Raw genomic sequence first — 16,751 nt, 5'->3', positions numbered from 1 at the left:
ATTTGCGTGAAAGGAAATCGGCCGGCGTTCAGTCGATCGGCGGCTTGGGAAAGGTCTGCTGCCCCGGCTCCAGCGTGAAGTCGAAGTCCAGCGTGTAGAACGGCGCCGGCACGTCGCCCCACGGGCTGCTGCCCTGGTCGTGCAGCTGCAGCGTGCCGACCAGTTGCCGGTGCACGCCGAAGGTGACATCCGAGGCCAGCTTGTCGGCCTCGTCGGCAAACACCTGCGTCACCAGCGTCCGGTATCCCGGCGCGGCGACGATGAAGTGGATATGCGCCGGCCGGTACGGATGGCGCTGTTGCGCGGCCAGCAGCGCGCCGACCGGGCCATCGGTCGGCACCGGATAGCCGGCCGGACGCACCGTGCGGAAGCGGTAGCCGCCGTCGGCATCGGCATGGAAGCAGCCGCGCAGGTTGCGGTCGGGCTGGGTCGGGTCCTGGTTGTCGTACAGGCCGACCGGCGAGGCCTGCCATATCTCGACCAGCGCGCCCGCCAGCGGCGTGCCGTCGGTGCCGCGCACGGTGCCGCTGACCAGCAGCGGCAGGCCGGGCGCGTCGTCCTGCACCACGCAGTCGCCGCAGGCATAGCGCGGCGCGTTGGCGCGGTAGAACGGTCCCAGCAAGGCGCCGGGCGTGCGGCCGTCGCGGGTGCTGTTGTTCATCACCGTCACCAGGGTCGACAAACCCAGCACGTCGGCCGCGAGCACGACCTCGTTGTGCGTGGCATGCGTCGCATGGCCAAGGCTGGCGAGCCAGCCCAGCGCGAACTCGAACTCTTCGTCGGTCAGGCGCGCCTCGCGCAGGAAGCCATGCAGATGGCGGACCAGCGCATCCATGACGAAGCGCAGGCGTGGGCTGGCGGTGTCCGCCATCGCGGCCTGGACGATGCCGGTGACCGAATGTTCGTCGTCTATCAGCGTGGGGCGCGGGGCCGGCGATACCTGCCGCGCGATCGATGTTTCCATGTCACTCCTCCTTTGCAAACGTTTGCATTATTATCGGCGGCCAGCACCGGAGGTCAAGGCGAAAGTTCGGGCCGGCGGGGCCCCGCCCCCTTTCGCGCCGCCGGAAATCACAATCAAAACAAGCCGCTACGCCTCGTCTTCAGGACAAACCCTAGGCGGTCCCCGCTCGCGCGGAGGGTGGCATTTGTGGGTACACCTGCCTATATATGCCTTACCAGGCACTAACCGGCGATATACCGACATGCCAGCGAGCGCTGGTCGCGCCACAATGCAACGGCAGCGTGGCCCCTCCCGTTCATACAAGCGTTGGACTGGTGGAAGCCCGGTCACAATCGTTGCCGAGGACTTGGCACAGTAATCGCTGACGTGCAGAAAGCCCGACGTGCCTGCGATGCCCGGGTTCCTGGCCATGCCGCCAGCGATCTCCTTCGATCCCTCCTACCTACCAGAGGAAAACCGATGTTCTCCGCCGTCCAGCGTCCGCAACCGACGCACCCCGTTCCCTGCCCCCCCCGCAGCGTGACCACGCCGCCGCTGCCGCAGTGGATCGCAGCACGCATGTCAGAGCATTTCGATGCCAGGCTGGGCAAGCTCTGGGGTGGCGACCACCTGCTGCACGGGCGCAAGCCGGGGCCCGACGCGCTGCACCTGAGCAGCAACGACTACCTCTGCCTGCTGGGCGAGCGGCCGTTGCTGGAGGCGCAGGCGCGCGCGCTGCTGAACGAGCAGCCCGAGCTGCTGATGTCGTCCGTGTTCCAGTACGGCGAGACGCCGCAACGGCACGTCGAGCGCAAGCTGGCCAACCTGATGCAGGCCGAGGACGGGCTGATCGCGCAGTCCGGCTGGGCCGCCAACGTCGGCCTGGTGCAATGCATCGCCGGGCCGGGCGTGCCGGTCTATATCGACATGAACGGCCACGCCTCGCTGTGGGAAGGCATCACCGCCGCCGGCGCGCAGGCCGTGCCGATCCGCCACAACGACGTGGGCCATGCGCGCCGCCAGGCCGAACGCTTCGGGCCCGGCGTGATCATGGTCGACGCGGTGTACTCCACCACCGGCAGCGTGGCGCCGCTGGAGGAATACGTCGCGGTGGCGGAGGCGACGGGTTCGGTGCTGGTGGTCGATGAATCGCACTCGCTCGGCACCCATGGGCCATCGGGCGGCGGGCTGGTACCGGCGCTGGGGTTGTCGGAGCGGGTGCATTTCCGCACCGCGTCGCTGGCCAAGGCCTTCGCCGGGCGCGCGGGCTTCGTCACCTGCTCCAGCACGTTCAAGGACTTCTTCGCGGTCGAGTCGCGGCCGGCCATTTTCAGTTCGGGGCTACTGCGCCACGAGGTTGCGTGGTTCGACGCCGCCATCGACTTCATCGCCGCGGCGGACCAGCGGCGCGAACAGCTGCATGCGATCACCCGCACCACCCGCGAAGCGATCGGTGCGCTGGGGTACAACATCAGCGACGGCTCCGAGCAGATCATCGGGCTGGAGGCCGGCACCGAGCCGCAGGTGATGGTCCTGCGCAACGCGCTGCAGCAGCGCGGCATCTTCGGCGCGGTATTCTGTTCGCCGGCAACCCCCAAGAATCGGGCATTGATGCGACTTACCCTGCATGCGAAACTTAGCGCCGGTGAAATCGACCGGCTGGTCAGCGTTCTCGCCAGTATCCGCGACGAGGTGCGCCTGGAAGAATGGTCATCGACGCGCCGCAGCCGGCGCAAATCCCCCAATCCCAAAGAGGAGCTCGCCGCAAGCTCCCGCGAGGAGTAGCCGTTGGAGATGGAAGCAGAGTTGGCCGACTCGGGCGGCCGCAAGCGCCGTTCCGGTCTGCCGGGACTTGCCAGCCTTGCCCGCCGGGCCTGGCAGGCGGTGTTCGATACCGCGGCGCGGGCCATCCTGCTCGACGAGGAAAGCGTCATCCGGCTGCGGCGCATCCAGATGGTGGGCGCGCTGGGGGTCATCGGTCACCCGCTCTATTACCTGATCTGGTCGTACGTGTTCCCGCAGCCCTACGAGAACCTGTGGCTGCGCCTGGTCTGCACCGCGCTGTTCGTGCCGCTGCTGTTTGCCAGGGCGTTCTCGCACCGCCGCTGGCTGCCGCCCTACGCGCTGTTTGCGATCACGGTGGGCATGCCGTTCGCCTTCATCTTCCTGTACCTGGAAAACGGCGGCTCGATGGCCTGGGCCGAGTCGGTCATCATCGCCGTGGTGATCCTCTATCACTTCAATACGGCGTTCGCGACCATCTCGCTGCTGTCCGGCGCGGCCGCCGCGGTGGCGCTGTTCGTGCTGGCCGGCAATTCCATGGGCGGGATTCCATGGGAGCCGGTGCTGCTGCAGCTGCCGATCATCGGCTTCGTGATCTCGGTGCTGGTGGTGATCAAGCTCGACCGCCAGCTGCTGATCGAGCAGAAGCGGCGCGGCATGGCCGCGGCGCTGGCCACCGTCGCGCATGAACTGCGTACGCCGCTGACCAGCCTGAGCGTCAGCGCGAGCGGCCTCAAGGCGCGGCTGCCGGCGGCGCTGGACCAGGATGCGCCACGCCGCGAGGGGCTGATGCAGGCGGTGGCGCGCATGGAGTCCGACATCGCGCATATCAGCAACAGCATCGAGCTGCTGGTGTCCAACTCCAAGAACCCGGAACAGGCCACGCGCGAGTTGTTCGAGCTGGGCGGCGTGATCCGCGATGCCATCGCCCGGTTTCCGTTCGACGAGCCGGGCCGCGACATCGTCGCGTTCGACCTGCCCGGCCCGGTGCGCGTGCTCGGCAACGCGCAGCTGTTCGGGCTGGTCGTGACCAACCTGCTGAAGAACGCGCTCGAAGCGATCAAGCGCGCCGGCAAGGGCGATATCCGGATCTGCTGCGAGGTGCGGCCGGACGGGGTGCACGTCACCTTCCGCGACACCGCGACCGGGGTGCCGCCGCAGGTGCTGGCGCGCATGTTCCAGCCGTTCTTCTCCTACCCGGCGCACCGCGGCACCGGCATCGGGCTGGCCTTCTGCCAGAACGTCCTGACCAGCTGGGGCGCGGGCATCAGCTGCCGTTCCGTCGAGCACGAGTTCACGGAGTTCAACATCCGCTTCCCGCATAGAGATCACTGAGGGACCACTGAGGGACCACTGAGCGGCATCAGCCGGACAGCGCCAGCGCCACCTGCCGCCGCAGCCGCGGCAGCACGTCTGTGTCGAACCACGGATGGCGTTGCAGCCAGAAGCGGTTGCGCGGGCTGGGGTGCGGCAGCGGGAAGAATGCTGGCAGGTAGTCGGCGCAGGCGGCGACGGTATCGGCCAGCGTCGCCCAGGCCCGGCTGCCGAGGTAGTAAGCCTGTGCGTGGCGGCCGACCAGCAGCGTCAGCCGGATTTCCGGCATGGACGCCAGCAGCGGCGCATGCCACAGCGGCGCGCATTCGCGCCGCGGCGGCAGGTCGCCGCTGGCGCCCTTGCCCGGATAGCACAGCCCCATCGGCACGATCGCCACCTTGCCGGCGTCATAGAACTGCTCGGGCGTCAGTTGCAGCCAGGTGCGCAGCAGGTCGCCGGAAGGATCGTTCCAGGGGATGCCGGTTTCATGCACGCGGCGCCCGGGCGCCTGGCCGACGATCAGCAGGCGCGCATGGGCGCCGGCCTGCACCACCGGCCTGGGCTCGTGCGGCAAGGCACAGGCGTGGCAGCCGGCAATGTCGGCGAGGAGCCGGTCAAGCCTGGTGGAACGGGTACGAGGCAAAATCAGCGGCTGAGCCCGCGCCCCTCGATGGCCCAAACCGCTTCCACGCGCTCGCCGCGCACGCAGGCATAGGCATCGTGCAGGTTGGCGGTGGGATCGCAATGGCCCGGCACCAGCCACAGCCGCTCGCCCAGCAGGTCGCGGCTGTCGGCGCCGGTCACCGTCAGCACACCGTGCTCGTCGTTGGCGGCAACGTACTCCAGCGCGCCATCGGCATCGCGCGGCCACACGTGCGGCAATCCGGAATCGACCGCGACCGACTTCAGCCCCACATCGCACACCGCCACGCCGGCGCGCGCCGCGCTCATCACGGTGGCTGCCACGAACAGGGAATGCAGCGGCCGCAGCGCGCCCTCCCATTCGAGCGAGCCGTAATGGCCGTCGAGAAACAGGTACGAGCCCGGCTGGATCTCGGTGTAGACGCCGCTCTCCAGGTCGAATTCGGCGGTGCCGGTGCCGCCGCCGGTCACCACCGGGCAGCGCAGCCCGCGCCGCTCCAGCGCGCGCAGGTAGCCGGCGGTGGCTTCGGCCGCGCGCTGCGCGGCTTCGCGCCGCTGCGCCCAGGCCTCGATATGCTGGATGCCGCCGTGATAGCCCTGCAGGCCGCCGAAATCCAGTGCGGCTTCGGCGCCGATCGCATCGACCAGCGCCAGCAAGGCCTCGTCGCTGTCCACGCCGCAGCGGCCCTGCCCCACGTCCACCTCCGGCAACACCGCAATGCGCACGCCGGCGCGCGCCGCGGCGGCGCCGACCTGGCTGACCTGGCGCGCATCGTCCACGCAGATCGACAAGCGCGTGTGGCGCGCCAGTTCGGCGGCCATTGCGGCCTTGTCGGCGCCGACGAATTCATTGCTCAGGTGGATGCTGCCGATGCCGGCGGCGGCAAAGGGATACGCCTCGGACAGCTTCTGGCAGCAGATGCCGACCGCGCCCGCATCGACCTGCCGCTGCGCGATCGCCACGGACTTGTGCGCCTTGGCATGCGGGCGCAGCGCTACGCCGGCGCGTTCGGCAAGTTCCGCCATGCGCGCCAGGTTGGCTTCAAAGGCATCGAGTTCGATCAGCAGCGCAGGCGTGGGCAACGCTGACAACGATTGGCCGACCGCCGCGTGCGGCGGCCGGAGAACGCTGGCTTCATGCATGGTATGGGGCCCGGTTGCGGCAGTGCTTGCCGTGGGCCCCTCACGATAACACCGGCGTGCCCCTTGCGCACAGGCTTGCGCGCGCAAAACGCGCTAGCGGCGCGTGGCCAGCAGGCGATAGCCGCGTCCGCAGTGTTCCGCGGCAGCGGCGCGGGCCACATCGGCATCATCGAACAGGCCGGCCTGCGCGATCGACCTCACCATCACCGCCTCGCCGCGCTCGTTAGCGAGGAAACGACCGTCCCAGCCTTGCACGATGTACAGCACGTCGCCGGCCGGGGAACCGACCTGCCGGCGCTGGCCGGTGGACTGGCCGACCCGCTGCTGACCCTGACCCTGATCCTGATCCTCGCCACGCGCTGCGCGGCCGGCACGCTCGCCGATTTCGCCATTGCCGCCGCTACCGCCGCTGCTGCCGGGCCGCACCATCTGGATGTTATTGCGCACTTCACTGACGCCGAGCACATCCTCGGCCATTTGCTCGATGCGGAACTTGGCGTCGCGGTCCCGGACGGTGCCGGCCAGCGTGACGATGCCCGAGCCGACGTCGACGGTGACATCCGAGACATCGTCATCGGCGTGCGCGAGCCGTTCGCACAGGTCATCGCGAATGCGGGCGTCGGTGCGCTGGTAGCCCTTGGGCATGCGGCGCGACCCCGCTTGCGCGGCCCAGCGCGAAGGGCGCGTGGGGCGCTCGTCATCTTCATCCTCGAGGCCATAGCGGGCCTCGCCATAGCCATACGGCGAGCCGCCAGTGTCGCCGCTGCGCCAGTGGCGTGCCTGGCGGGTATCGTCGGGCTCATCGTAGCCGCGGTGGCGCCAGGTTCCCCGGATTTCCGACGGTGGATAGTCTTTCATGGATTGCCTCCGATCTGACGTCCTAGCCTGATATCGGTAGCACAAAACATGCCCTTGCGCCGGTGCTGGCCGCGTGGCGCTCCGGCAGCGCCGCGGGACGCAGTTTTTACACGATGCGCAACAACGTCATGCGCTTCGTCCATCCCCGGCGGGCCGGTCGAGGTACTGGCCGACGATGCGCACCAGCAACGGCAGCTTGCCGGTAAAGAAATGATCGGCGCCCGGCACCACCACCACCGGCAGCGCCTGCGGTCGGGCCCAGTCGAACAGCGCCGACAATTCCGCGCGCTCGTCGCGCTCGCCATGCACCACCAGGCAATCGGCCGGCACTGCCGGCGTGTCATAGCTGCGATGGGCCTTGACCGTGCCATACGGCAGGCCGGCCAGCACGAGGTGACGGACCGGCACGCCCTGCGCCGCCAGCGTGGCGGCCACCTGCGCCATCACGAACGCCCCGAAAGAAAAGCCCGCCAGCGCCAGCGGCAGGCCGGGGTGGTCGTCGCGCAACTGCGCCACCACGGCCAGCATGTCGCCGGTCTCGCCGTGGCCCTGGTCGTGCTCGCCGCCCGAGCCCGCCACGCCGCGGAAGTTGGGCCGCACGGTCAGGAAGCCGCGCGCCAGCAGCGCCTTGGCCAACTGGTGCGGCACCTTATGCGTGGCCGCGCCGCCCAGCAGCGGGTGCGGATGCGACACCACCGCGATCCCGCGCGGCGTGCCGGCGGGACGGTCGACCAGCATCTCGATCGGCCCGGCGGCGCCAGCCAGGTGCGCCGTTTCCGTGGCAGACGGTACTCCCATGAATGCTCCTTGCAATGTCGGGCGAGCCGATTGCCGGCGCGCGAAAGCCGTGATGGTAATGCGATTGTGGCGAACATGCCGCCCGCGCTGTTTCCTCGCACGGCCACGCACGGCCGCGCACGGCACCGATGCGCAAAATTCTGCCCGCCGGTGCCCCATGCGCCGCCTGTGCGGGCCGTGTGACCTGAACGCTTTCGTATAATGCCCCGAGCCGTGGCGGCTCCGAAAATGGTCCCGCCGCGATCGGTCAGCACGACCCGTGCCACGCATTGCCCGCTTGCGGCTTCGCCCGCAGGCCTTTCTCGTGGCTGACCCAAATTCGCCGAAGCGGATGGACTGTACGCAGCCATCCCTTCCCGTGTTCATCGCCGGTGTCCCGGCCGTTCCGCAGCGGAATCGCGATGCAGCGCCATGTGGCCCTGCCCGCACCGTGCCTTGCCATTTCCATCCGCCGCCGGAGCGCCGCAAGCCGTCACCATCCGACGAGAATCCGCCATGAGCAAAGCTTCACGGCTCGCACTGGGCCTTGCGCTCGCTGCGCTATGCCACCTGATGCCGGTCACCCTGCCCGCCGTCCATGCCGCAGGGACCGCATCGGAAGCCGAGGCCGCCGCACAAGCGCCCGCGCTGACCCACGCCGAAGCCAACGCCGAACTCAAGCGCCTGCAGACCGAGCAGGACAGCGTCAAGCAGCAGGCCTCCGACCCCGACGGCAATACCAAGCTGCATGACCTGCAAGAGACGCTGCGGCGGCTGGATGCCGACGCCGACAAGCTCGGCGCCGCCCTGAAGCCGCAGCGCGAACAGTTGCAGGCACAGCTCGACGTGCTCGGTCCGCCACCGGTCGACGGCACCACCAGGGAAGCTCCCGCGGTGATGAAGCAGCGCGCCGAGCTGAACACGCGCCGCACGCAGCTCGACGCGCATCTCAAGCAGGCTGCCGAGAGCAAGGAGAACATCGCCAACCTGAGCGAGCAACTGGCCCGGCTGGAGCGCGGCCACCTGAAAGACCAGCTCGCGCTGCGCTCGGAAAGCATCCTCAACCCGCAGTTCTGGCAGCCGCTGTTCAGCCCGCCGCCGGAAGACCAGGCGCGGCTGGACGGCTTCCGCGACCAGGTGGAGCCGATGCTGCAGCTGGCGTGGCAGCCGTCGCAACGCGCGGCCACGGTGGCCCTGCTGCTGCTCGCGCTGGCGGTATGGACGCTGGGGCGGCGCCTTGCCGAGCGCGCGCTGGCGTGGTTCTGCCTGACCCGGCTGCCCGAGACGCGCCTGCGCCGCAGCGCGCTGGCGCTGGCGACCACGCTGGCAACGGTCTGCACCACAGGTCTCGCGGTGCAGCTGGTCTACCACGCCTTCGCTCGCAACTATGAATTGCCGCCCGACGTGATGGCGCTCTACGCGCAGCTGGTCAAGCTGACGATGACCAGCGCGCTGATCGTCGGGCTGGGGCGCGCGCTGCTGTGCACGCGCCACCCCAGCTGGCGCCTGCCTGCGCTGGCCGATCCGGTCGCGCTGGCGATGAAGCCCTTCCCCGCCGTGCTGGCTGGCCTGTTGCTGCTGGCCGGCACGCTCGAGCAGATCAACCGCATCGCCGACACCAGCCTGCAGGTCACGCTGCTGGGCCGCGGGCTGGTGTCGCTGGTGGTGGTGCTGACCATCGGCGCGGCGCTGCTGCGCGCCAACCGCGTGCGCAACGAACTCGCCGCCGCGGGCGAACGCCCGGAGGCGCGCGCCACGCTGGCCGGCATGATCCACGCCGCCGTGACCGTGCTGGTGATCGTGTCGATGGTCGCGCTGCTGGCCGGCTATATCAGCTTCGCGCGCTTCCTGACCTATGAGCTGGTCTGGTTCGACATCGTGCTGTGCAGCCTGTACCTGCTGACGCAGGTCACGCGCGATGTCTGCGAGGCCGTGCTGTCGACCAACCACGCCAGCGGCCGCGTCATCAAGCAGCTGTTCGGCGTGGACGATTCGCATCTGGAGCAGGCCTCGACCGTCCTGTCGGGCATCGGCGCCAGCGTGCTGCTGCTGGTGGCAGTGGTGGCGCTGCTGACCGGCGGCTTCGGCACCACGCCGGCGGACCTGCTCAACAGCCTGCTGATGGTGCTGGGCGGCGAGAAGCTGCGCAGCCTGAACATCATGCCGGAGCGAATCCTGAATGCGGTGTTGGCGCTCGGCGTGGGCATCTGGCTGCTGCGTTCGGTGCGGCGCTGGCTCGATGCGGAACTGCTGCCCAAGGTGTGCAGCGAGCCGGGGCTGCGCGCATCGCTGATCACGCTGTTCAGCAATGTCGGCTATGTGCTGCTGGTGCTGCTGACGCTGTCGCTGCTGGGCGTGCGCTGGGACAACCTGGCGTGGATCGTCAGCGCGCTGTCGGTGGGCATCGGCTTTGGCCTGCAGGAGATCGTGAAAAACTTTGTCTCGGGCCTGATCCTGCTGACCGAGCGCCCGGTCAAGGTAGGCGACATGGTCAGCCTGGCCGGCGTGGAGGGCGACATCCGCCGCATCAATGTGCGCGCGACCGAAATCCAGCTGGGCGACCGCTCGACTGTGATCGTGCCCAACTCGCAGCTGATCTCGCAGAACGTGCGCAATGTGACCATGAGCAACAGCACGCAGGGCGTGGCATCGCTGCAGCTGACATTCCCGCTCAATACCGATCCGGAACAGCTGCGCGACCTGCTGCTCGATGTCTACAAGGAAAACGAGTCCATCCTGGACGTGCCGGCGCCGTCGGTCATGTTCAGCCAGCTCGCTTCCAACGGCATCACGCTGTCGGTGACGGGCTACGTCGGCAGCCCGCGCATCGCCGCGGCCACGCGCAGCGACCTGTTGTTCGAGATCCTCAAGCGGCTGCGCGCCGAGGACATCGCACTGACCGAACCGCAATCGCTGCGGCTGGAAAACCTGCCGCCGTTCGGCGAAGCATCGCAACGCGCATACGCGGCGGGGTAAGTCCGCCGACCGCTCCGCCCGGTGGTCCGCGCTCAAGACATCGGTACGCCCGCCCTGCGCGAGCCCGGGCGGACTGGCCCAAATCCCCGGGGTGGATTCCGGACAGGGTGGGTGACAGGGGCCGTATTACGGCCTGTTAAAAACCGGTCCCTGAAAAAAGCCCCGTTACAAAGCTAACAAGTCGGCCTCCGCGGCGAAACACCTTGCCGGGCAGTTTGCATCCATCATTCAGGAACACAAGCTGCATCACAAGGAGTCCGACATGCGCCCCTCCACCCGAATCGTCGCCGCGACCGCCCTGGCCGTGGCGCTGGTAGCCGCCGGCCCCGCGTCCGCGCACGGCCGCCACCATGGCGGCGGGTCGAATGCCGGCGCGGTCCTTGCCGTCGGCGCGCTGGTCGGCCTGGCGTTCGGCGCGGCGCTGGCCTCGGCGCCGGTAGTGGCCGCACCGGTGGCGGTGGCGCCGCCGGTCACCTATGCCCCCGCGCCGGTCTCGTACGCGGCGCCGGCGGTGCCACCGGGCTATTGCTACAGCGACTACGACCGCGCGTACGTGCCGTGCGGCCCGCAGCCGTCCGGCTACTACCGGCAACAGCCTTACTACGGCTACTGATCATGCCGGTCGATCGCGAATACTTCAGCCGGCTGTACGGCCGGCAGGACGACCCCTGGGGCATCGGCACGCGCTGGTACGAGGCACGCAAGCGCGCGCTGCTGATGGCCACGCTGCCGCGCGAACGCTTCGCACGCGTGTTCGAGCCCGGCTGCGGCGGCGGGCATCTTACCGTCGAACTGGCGCCGCGCTGCGATGCGCTGGTGGCAATGGAGCTTGCCGACAGCGCTGCCGGGCAGGCGCGGCAACGCGTGGCGGAGTTTGCCCACGTACAGGTGCTGACGGGTGAGCTGCCGCAGCATTGGCCCGAGGGATCGTTTGACCTGATCGTGTTTTCAGAATTGGGGTACTACTTCCCGAAGTCCGACTGGCACGAGGTCGCGGCGCTGGCGGCGGGTGCGTTGAGCGATGACGGCGTCATTGTCGCCTGCCATTTCCGGCATTTGTTCGCCGAGCAGCAGATCACGGCGCAGGCGGTGCATGATGCGATTGGTGCGCAGCACGGGCTGTATCGGCATATTCATCACCAGGAGCCGGATTTCACGATGGATTTGTGGTCCAGGCAGTTGGAGATGAGGTTGGCTTGAGGGGGATGGGGTTGGGTTTTTAGGGGCAGGCGTCTGGTGGTTTTTGTTGTGCGTGGCGGCTGGCATCTGGTGGGATTTGATATGTCCTGGTTTCGCCCCTAAAGGGGCGAGTCACTTTTGCCCGAGCGGCAAAAGTAACCAAAAACGCGTTTACGGCCCTGCGGGCGGCCACTCTTATCGTAGTATGCGTGGGATTTCGTACGGGGCTGGGCTTCGATGCAGGGCAGGACTGCCTGACGCCTTGGTGCGCCACGGTGGCTCGGGATTGACGCGGTGATTGAACGAGCCCAGAGCTGTGATTGGCCCCTACTGCTGGCGTCAACGCGGGGACGCCTGCGGCTGCGCTGCGCGCCGGCAGTATCGCAGGTCAGGGGCCTGGGCTCGGGGGCCTGTCAGAAATTTTGTGTGTAGGGCATAACATATCGCCCAGCCCAGCAAACCAACTAGGACTCGCGCGCAGCGCAACCGCAGGCGTTCCTACCACGCCGCCCGCAGCAGGGGCCACTCAACAGCTCTGGGCTCGTTCAACAACCGAGTCAATCCCAAACCACCGTGGCGCACCAAGGCGTCAGGCAGTCCTGCCCTGCATCGAAGCCCAGCCCCGTACGAAAGCCCCAGCCCACTACGATAAGAGTGGCCGCCCGCAGGGCCGTAAACGCGCTTTCTGGTGACTCTTTGTCGCTCGGACAAAGAGTCACCCGCCCTTTAGGGCGGAACAGGGCATATCAAGCACCGCCAGATGCCAGCCGCAGCATAACCAAAAAAAACGCCCCACACGCAACCAGCGCACAGGGCGTCCCACTACCTAAAACCTAAACACAAACAAAACCTTAAACCGGCACATCCCTAGTAGGATCCGGCTTCCGATCATCAAACCACCGATACAAAGTCGGCACCATCACCAGCGTCAGCAACGTCGACGTGATCAACCCGCCGATCACCACCACCGCCAGCGGCCGCTGCACTTCCGAGCCAGGCCCGGTAGAGAACAAGAACGGCACCAACCCCAGCATCGCAATGGTCGCAGTCATCATCACCGGTCGGAACCGCTGCGTCGCCCCCTGCACCACCGCCTCATCAAGCGACAAGCCCGAATCGCGCAGCGAACGGATATACGACACCAGCACCACCCCGTTCAGCACGGCCATGCCCCACAGCGCGATAAAGCCCACCGACGCCGGCACCGACAGGTATTCCCCGGTGACGAACAGCCCGATGATGCCGCCGATCGATGCGAACGGCAGCACCGTGATGATCAGCGTGGCAAAGCGCAGCGAGTTGAACAGCAGGAACAGCAGGAAGAAGATCGCAGCGATGGTCACCGGCACGATGATCTTCAGGTGGCCCATGGCGCGTTCCATGTTCTGGAACTGGCCGCCCCACTCCAGGTAGTAGCCCTCCGGCAGCTTGACCTTGGACGCAGTGGCCTGCTGCAGTTCGGCAACGAAGCCACCGAGATCGCGATCCTTCACGTTGATCATCACCACGACGCGGCGCTTGGCCATTTCGCGGCTGATCTGCGCCGGGCCGTCGTTGACTTCGATCCTGGCCACGCTCTGCAGCGGCACCTGCGTGCCGTCCGGCGCGTTCACCAGCAGCTGCCGGATCGACTGCACGTTGTTGCGGAAGTCATCCGGCAGGCGCACGGCGGCGGCAAAGCGGCGTTCGCCTTCGAAGATGTCCGTGGCGCGCTTGCCGCCGATCGAGATCTCGATCACGTCATGGATGTCCGACACGTTCAGCCCGTAGCGCGCAATCGCCTGACGGTCGATCTCGATCGACAGGTACTGCTGCCCCGAGACGCGCTCGATACGGATATCCTGCGAGCCCTGGATGCCCCCTGCCACGCGCGAGATCTCACCCGCGAGTTCACGCAGCTTGTCGAGGTCGTCGCCGAACACCTTCACCGCCACGTCCGAACGCACGCCGCTGACCATTTCGTCGACGCGGTCCGAGATCGGCTGCGCCATCACGATCTGTACGCCGGGGATGGCCTTGAGCTTCTCGCGAATGGCGTTGGCGATATCGTCCTGGGTCCACCCGTCGGGCCACTGGTCGCGATCCTTCAGGCTGGCGATCGGGGTCGATTCGTTCTGGCCCTGCGGGTCGGCCGGGCTTTCGCCGCGGCCCACGCCGGACACCACCGACTTGACGCCGGGCACGCCCAGCACCAGCCTGTTGGCTTCCTTTTCCAGCTTGATCGACTCTTCCAGCGAGATGTTCGGCACGCGGTCGATCGCGGGAACGATCGAGCCTTCCTTCATCTCCGGAATGAACGACGTACCGAGCAGCGGCACGATCAGCAGCGTCGCGACGAACGCGCCCACTGCGCTGAGCACGGTCTTGCGGCTGTTGCCCAGCGCCCAGTGCAGCATGCGCAGGTAGTGGCGCTTCATGAATGCAATCACGCGCGTGTCATGCTCGGCGCCGCCCTTGAGCAGGTACGACGACAGCACCGGCGACAGCGTCAGCGACAGGATCAGCGAGATCGCCAGCGCGATCGAGATGGTGAACGCCAGCGGCGCAAACATCTTGCCTTCCATGCCGGACAGGGTCATCAGCGGCAGGAACACCAGGATGATGATGCCCACGCCGACGATCACCGGCGTGGCCACTTCCTGCACGGCCTTGACCAGGATCTCGGTCTTGGTGAGGCCCGGCTCCTTGTGTCCCAATCGCTCGAACGCGTTCTCGACCACCACCACCGAGCCGTCGACCATCAGGCCGATGGCAATTGCCAGGCCCCCTAATGACATCAGGTTGGCCGACAGCCCCACGTGGTTCATCACCATGAACGTCAGCAATGGCGTCAGCACCAGCGTGGCCAGCACGATCACCGACGAACGCACGTCGCCCAGGAACAGGAACAGCACGATCACCACCAGCACCACGCCTTCGAGCAGCACCTTGGTCACCGTCCACAACGCGGCATCGACCAGCTCGCTGCGGTCGTAGTACGGCACGATCTGCAGCTTGCCGGGCAGCATGCCGCGTTCGTTGATCTCCGCCACGCGTGCCTTCACGCGGCTGACCACTTCCTTGGCATTGCCGCCGCGCATCATCATGACGATGCCGCCGACGGCCTCGGTCTGGCCGTTCTTGACCAGCGCGCCCTGCCGCACCTCATGGCCGATGGAGACGTTGGCCACGTCGCGCAGGTAGACCGGCGTACCGTTGACTTCCTTCAGCACGATGCTGCCGAGGTCCTCCACGCCCTTGGCCAGGCCGACGCCGCGGATCAGGTACTGCTCGGCGTAGTGCGGCAGCACGCCGCCGCCGGAGTTGGCGTTGTTGCGCGCCAGCGCCTGGTAGACCTGCTGGATCGACACGTCGTAATGGCGCATGCGCTCCGGGTTGACCAGCGCCTGGTACTGCCGCACGTAGCCGCCCTGCGAGTTGATCTCGGCCACGCCGGGGATCGAACGCAGCAGCGGGCGCACCACCCAGTCCTGGGCAATGCGGCGCTCGGCCAGCTCTTCCTGCGTCAGCTCGCCGTTGCCGTCGTCGGCACGGTCCAGCGTGTACTGGTAGACCTCGCCCAGGCCGGTCGAGACCGGGCCCAGCACCGGCGACACGCCTTCCGGCATGCGCCCGCCCACTTCGATCAGGCGCTCCATCACCAGCTGGCGTGCAAAGTACACGTCGGTGGCGTCGGTAAACACCAGCGTGATCAGCGACAGGCCCGCCTTGTTCAGCGAGCGCATCTCTTCCAGGCCGGGCAGGCCCGTCATTGCCATTTCCACCGGCACGGTGACAAAGCGCTCGACTTCCTCGGGCGAGCGGCCCGCGGCTTCGGTCGCGATCTGCACCTGCACGTTGGTCACATCGGGGAAGGCGTCCACCGACAGCTTGGTGGCAGCGCGCAGGCCGAAGAAGAACAGCACCACGGCCAGCACGCAAACCACCAGCCGCTGCTTGATGGCGGCTTCGACTAGGGATTTCATCATGTCCGATTACCCTTGCTCGATGCGCTTGCGCTCGTTGTCCAGGTGGAACGCGCCATCGACCACGATGCGGTCGCCGGCCTTCACGCCGTTCTGCACCACGCGCATGCCGTCGCTCTCGGCGCCCAGCTTGACCTTGGTCAGGCGGAACTTGTTGCCCGGCATCTCGACATAGACCAGCTCGTCGTTGCCGTCACGCACCACCGAGGCCGCGGGAATCACCAGCTGGTCCTGCGGCTTGCCGGCGATCAGCATGCTGGCGAGCATGGCGGGCTTAAGGCGCCCTTCGCGGTTCTCGAGCTCGGTGCGGACCAGCACCGTGCGCGACTGCGGGTTGACCGTGCGGCCCACGTAGATCAGCTTGCCGGTGATGGTGTTGCCGCCCTTGCCGTTGGCCAGCGACGGCACCTCGATCTCAACGCTCTGCCCTTCGGCTACCTGCGCGGCCTGTTGCTCGGGCACCTCGGCCACGACCCACACGCGCGACAGGTCGGCCACGGTGTAGAGCGCGTCGGCCGGCTGCACCACCTGGCCCTGCGCCACGTTGCGCTCGACCACGGTGCCGCTGATGCTCGAATACACCGGCGAATGCGAGTTGATGCTGCCGTTCCTGGCCAGCTCTGCGATCGAGCCTTGCGACATGCCCAGCACGCGCAGCTGGTCGCGGTAGGCGCGCATCTCGGCGGAGGCGATCGCCAGCTCGCTCTCGCGGCGCTGCAGCTCGCCGCGGCCGATCACGTCGGCGGCAAACAGCTGGCGCGCGCGCTCGGCGTTGCGCACCTGCAGCTCGTGCTGCGCCTCGCTCTTCAGGAACGACATCTGCGCCGCGCCCAGCTCGCTGCTGTGCAGGCGCGCCAGCACCTGGCCGGCCTTCACTTCCTGGCCCAGCGTGGCATACAGGTCGGTGACGCGGCCGGTCACGCTGGCGCCGATGCGCGATACGCGCTGCTCGTCGAAGTCGATGCGGCCGGCCACGCGCAGCATCTCGCTGAACGGGGAGGTGCTCACCGGCGCCACTTTCAGCGACTGCTGCAGGTTGCCTTCCGGCTGGATCACGCCGGGCGGCAGCTTGGGCGCCTCGGCAACGGGTTCAGGCTTGTCGGAACAGGCCGCCAGGCTGAACGTCAGGACGGCGGCGGCCGTCAGCGAAAGCAGGAAATTGGGACGCATGG

The 16,751-nt window shown here is 67.6% G+C and carries 12 protein-coding genes; 5 read left to right on the top strand and 7 right to left on the bottom strand.

The genetic code is table 11. The features are described 5' to 3' along the window. Positions 1 to 28 precede the first annotated feature (28 nt). Positions 29 to 964, bottom strand: coding sequence for a dioxygenase (locus tag IPF36_RS01160; RefSeq protein ID WP_133094353.1), 936 nt, complete (start codon positions 962 to 964; stop codon positions 29 to 31). Positions 965 to 1,423: 459 nt separating this feature from the next. Here IPF36_RS01160 and cqsA point away from each other — a divergent pair, with 459 nt between their 5' ends. Together cqsA and IPF36_RS01150 are read left to right on the top strand one after the other, a co-directional pair. Continuing rightward, the gene (gene cqsA, locus IPF36_RS01155; protein WP_133094352.1) at positions 1,424 to 2,728 is read left to right on the top strand and encodes an alpha-hydroxyketone-type quorum-sensing autoinducer synthase; all 1,305 of its coding nucleotides are present in this window, start codon (positions 1,424 to 1,426) and stop codon (positions 2,726 to 2,728) included. Between the two features lie 9 nt (positions 2,729 to 2,737). After that, positions 2,738 to 4,060 carry a sensor histidine kinase gene (locus IPF36_RS01150; protein ID WP_133094351.1) on the top strand — a complete coding sequence of 441 codons (1,323 nt, stop codon included), beginning with the start codon at positions 2,738 to 2,740 and terminating at the stop codon, positions 4,058 to 4,060. Between the two features lie 28 nt (positions 4,061 to 4,088). Here IPF36_RS01150 and IPF36_RS01145 read toward each other — a convergent pair whose 3' ends face one another. From IPF36_RS01145 to IPF36_RS01130, 4 genes are all read right to left on the bottom strand, one after another. Continuing rightward, complete coding sequence (locus IPF36_RS01145) at positions 4,089 to 4,682, bottom strand: uracil-DNA glycosylase family protein (protein WP_195427090.1); 594 nt, start codon at positions 4,680 to 4,682, stop codon at positions 4,089 to 4,091. A 2-nt stretch (positions 4,683 to 4,684) separates the two neighbouring features. Beyond that, positions 4,685 to 5,824 carry a DSD1 family PLP-dependent enzyme gene (locus tag IPF36_RS01140; RefSeq protein WP_133094349.1) on the bottom strand — a complete coding sequence of 380 codons (1,140 nt, stop codon included), beginning with the start codon at positions 5,822 to 5,824 and terminating at the stop codon, positions 4,685 to 4,687. A 93-nt stretch (positions 5,825 to 5,917) separates the two neighbouring features. Next, positions 5,918 to 6,682 (bottom strand): BON domain-containing protein, encoded by a 765-nt coding sequence (locus IPF36_RS01135; RefSeq protein WP_135702941.1) that lies wholly within the window; start codon positions 6,680 to 6,682, stop codon positions 5,918 to 5,920. Positions 6,683 to 6,808: 126 nt separating this feature from the next. After that, complete coding sequence (locus tag IPF36_RS01130; protein ID WP_133094347.1) at positions 6,809 to 7,480, bottom strand: alpha/beta hydrolase; 672 nt, start codon at positions 7,478 to 7,480, stop codon at positions 6,809 to 6,811. Positions 7,481 to 7,975: 495 nt separating this feature from the next. On the opposite strand from IPF36_RS01130, the gene IPF36_RS01125 reads away from it, so the two are divergent. The 3 genes from IPF36_RS01125 (at position 7,976) to IPF36_RS01115 (ending at position 11,635) form a co-directional block, all read left to right on the top strand. Beyond that, entirely contained in the window at positions 7,976 to 10,435 is a 2,460-nt protein-coding gene (locus tag IPF36_RS01125; protein WP_135702942.1) for a DUF3772 domain-containing protein, read from the top strand. Between the two features lie 262 nt (positions 10,436 to 10,697). Then, positions 10,698 to 11,048 carry a mechanosensitive ion channel protein MscS gene (locus IPF36_RS01120; RefSeq protein ID WP_195427088.1) on the top strand — a complete coding sequence of 117 codons (351 nt, stop codon included), beginning with the start codon at positions 10,698 to 10,700 and terminating at the stop codon, positions 11,046 to 11,048. A gap of 2 nt (positions 11,049 to 11,050) precedes the next feature. Then, the gene (locus IPF36_RS01115) at positions 11,051 to 11,635 is read left to right on the top strand and encodes a bifunctional 2-polyprenyl-6-hydroxyphenol methylase/3-demethylubiquinol 3-O-methyltransferase UbiG (RefSeq protein WP_133094344.1); all 585 of its coding nucleotides are present in this window, start codon (positions 11,051 to 11,053) and stop codon (positions 11,633 to 11,635) included. Between the two features lie 830 nt (positions 11,636 to 12,465). Here IPF36_RS01115 and IPF36_RS01110 read toward each other — a convergent pair. After that, complete coding sequence (locus tag IPF36_RS01110; protein WP_135702943.1) at positions 12,466 to 15,582, bottom strand: efflux RND transporter permease subunit; 3,117 nt, start codon at positions 15,580 to 15,582, stop codon at positions 12,466 to 12,468. Positions 15,583 to 15,588: 6 nt separating this feature from the next. Next, complete coding sequence (locus IPF36_RS01105) at positions 15,589 to 16,749, bottom strand: efflux RND transporter periplasmic adaptor subunit (RefSeq protein ID WP_133094342.1); 1,161 nt, start codon at positions 16,747 to 16,749, stop codon at positions 15,589 to 15,591. Positions 16,750 to 16,751: the final 2 nt, after the last annotated feature.

It is taken from the genome of Cupriavidus sp. IK-TO18 (assembly GCF_015549295.1).
GTDB classification, from domain to species: domain Bacteria; phylum Pseudomonadota; class Gammaproteobacteria; order Burkholderiales; family Burkholderiaceae; genus Cupriavidus; species Cupriavidus oxalaticus_A.
This window is presented reverse-complemented; position numbering and strand designations above follow the sequence as displayed.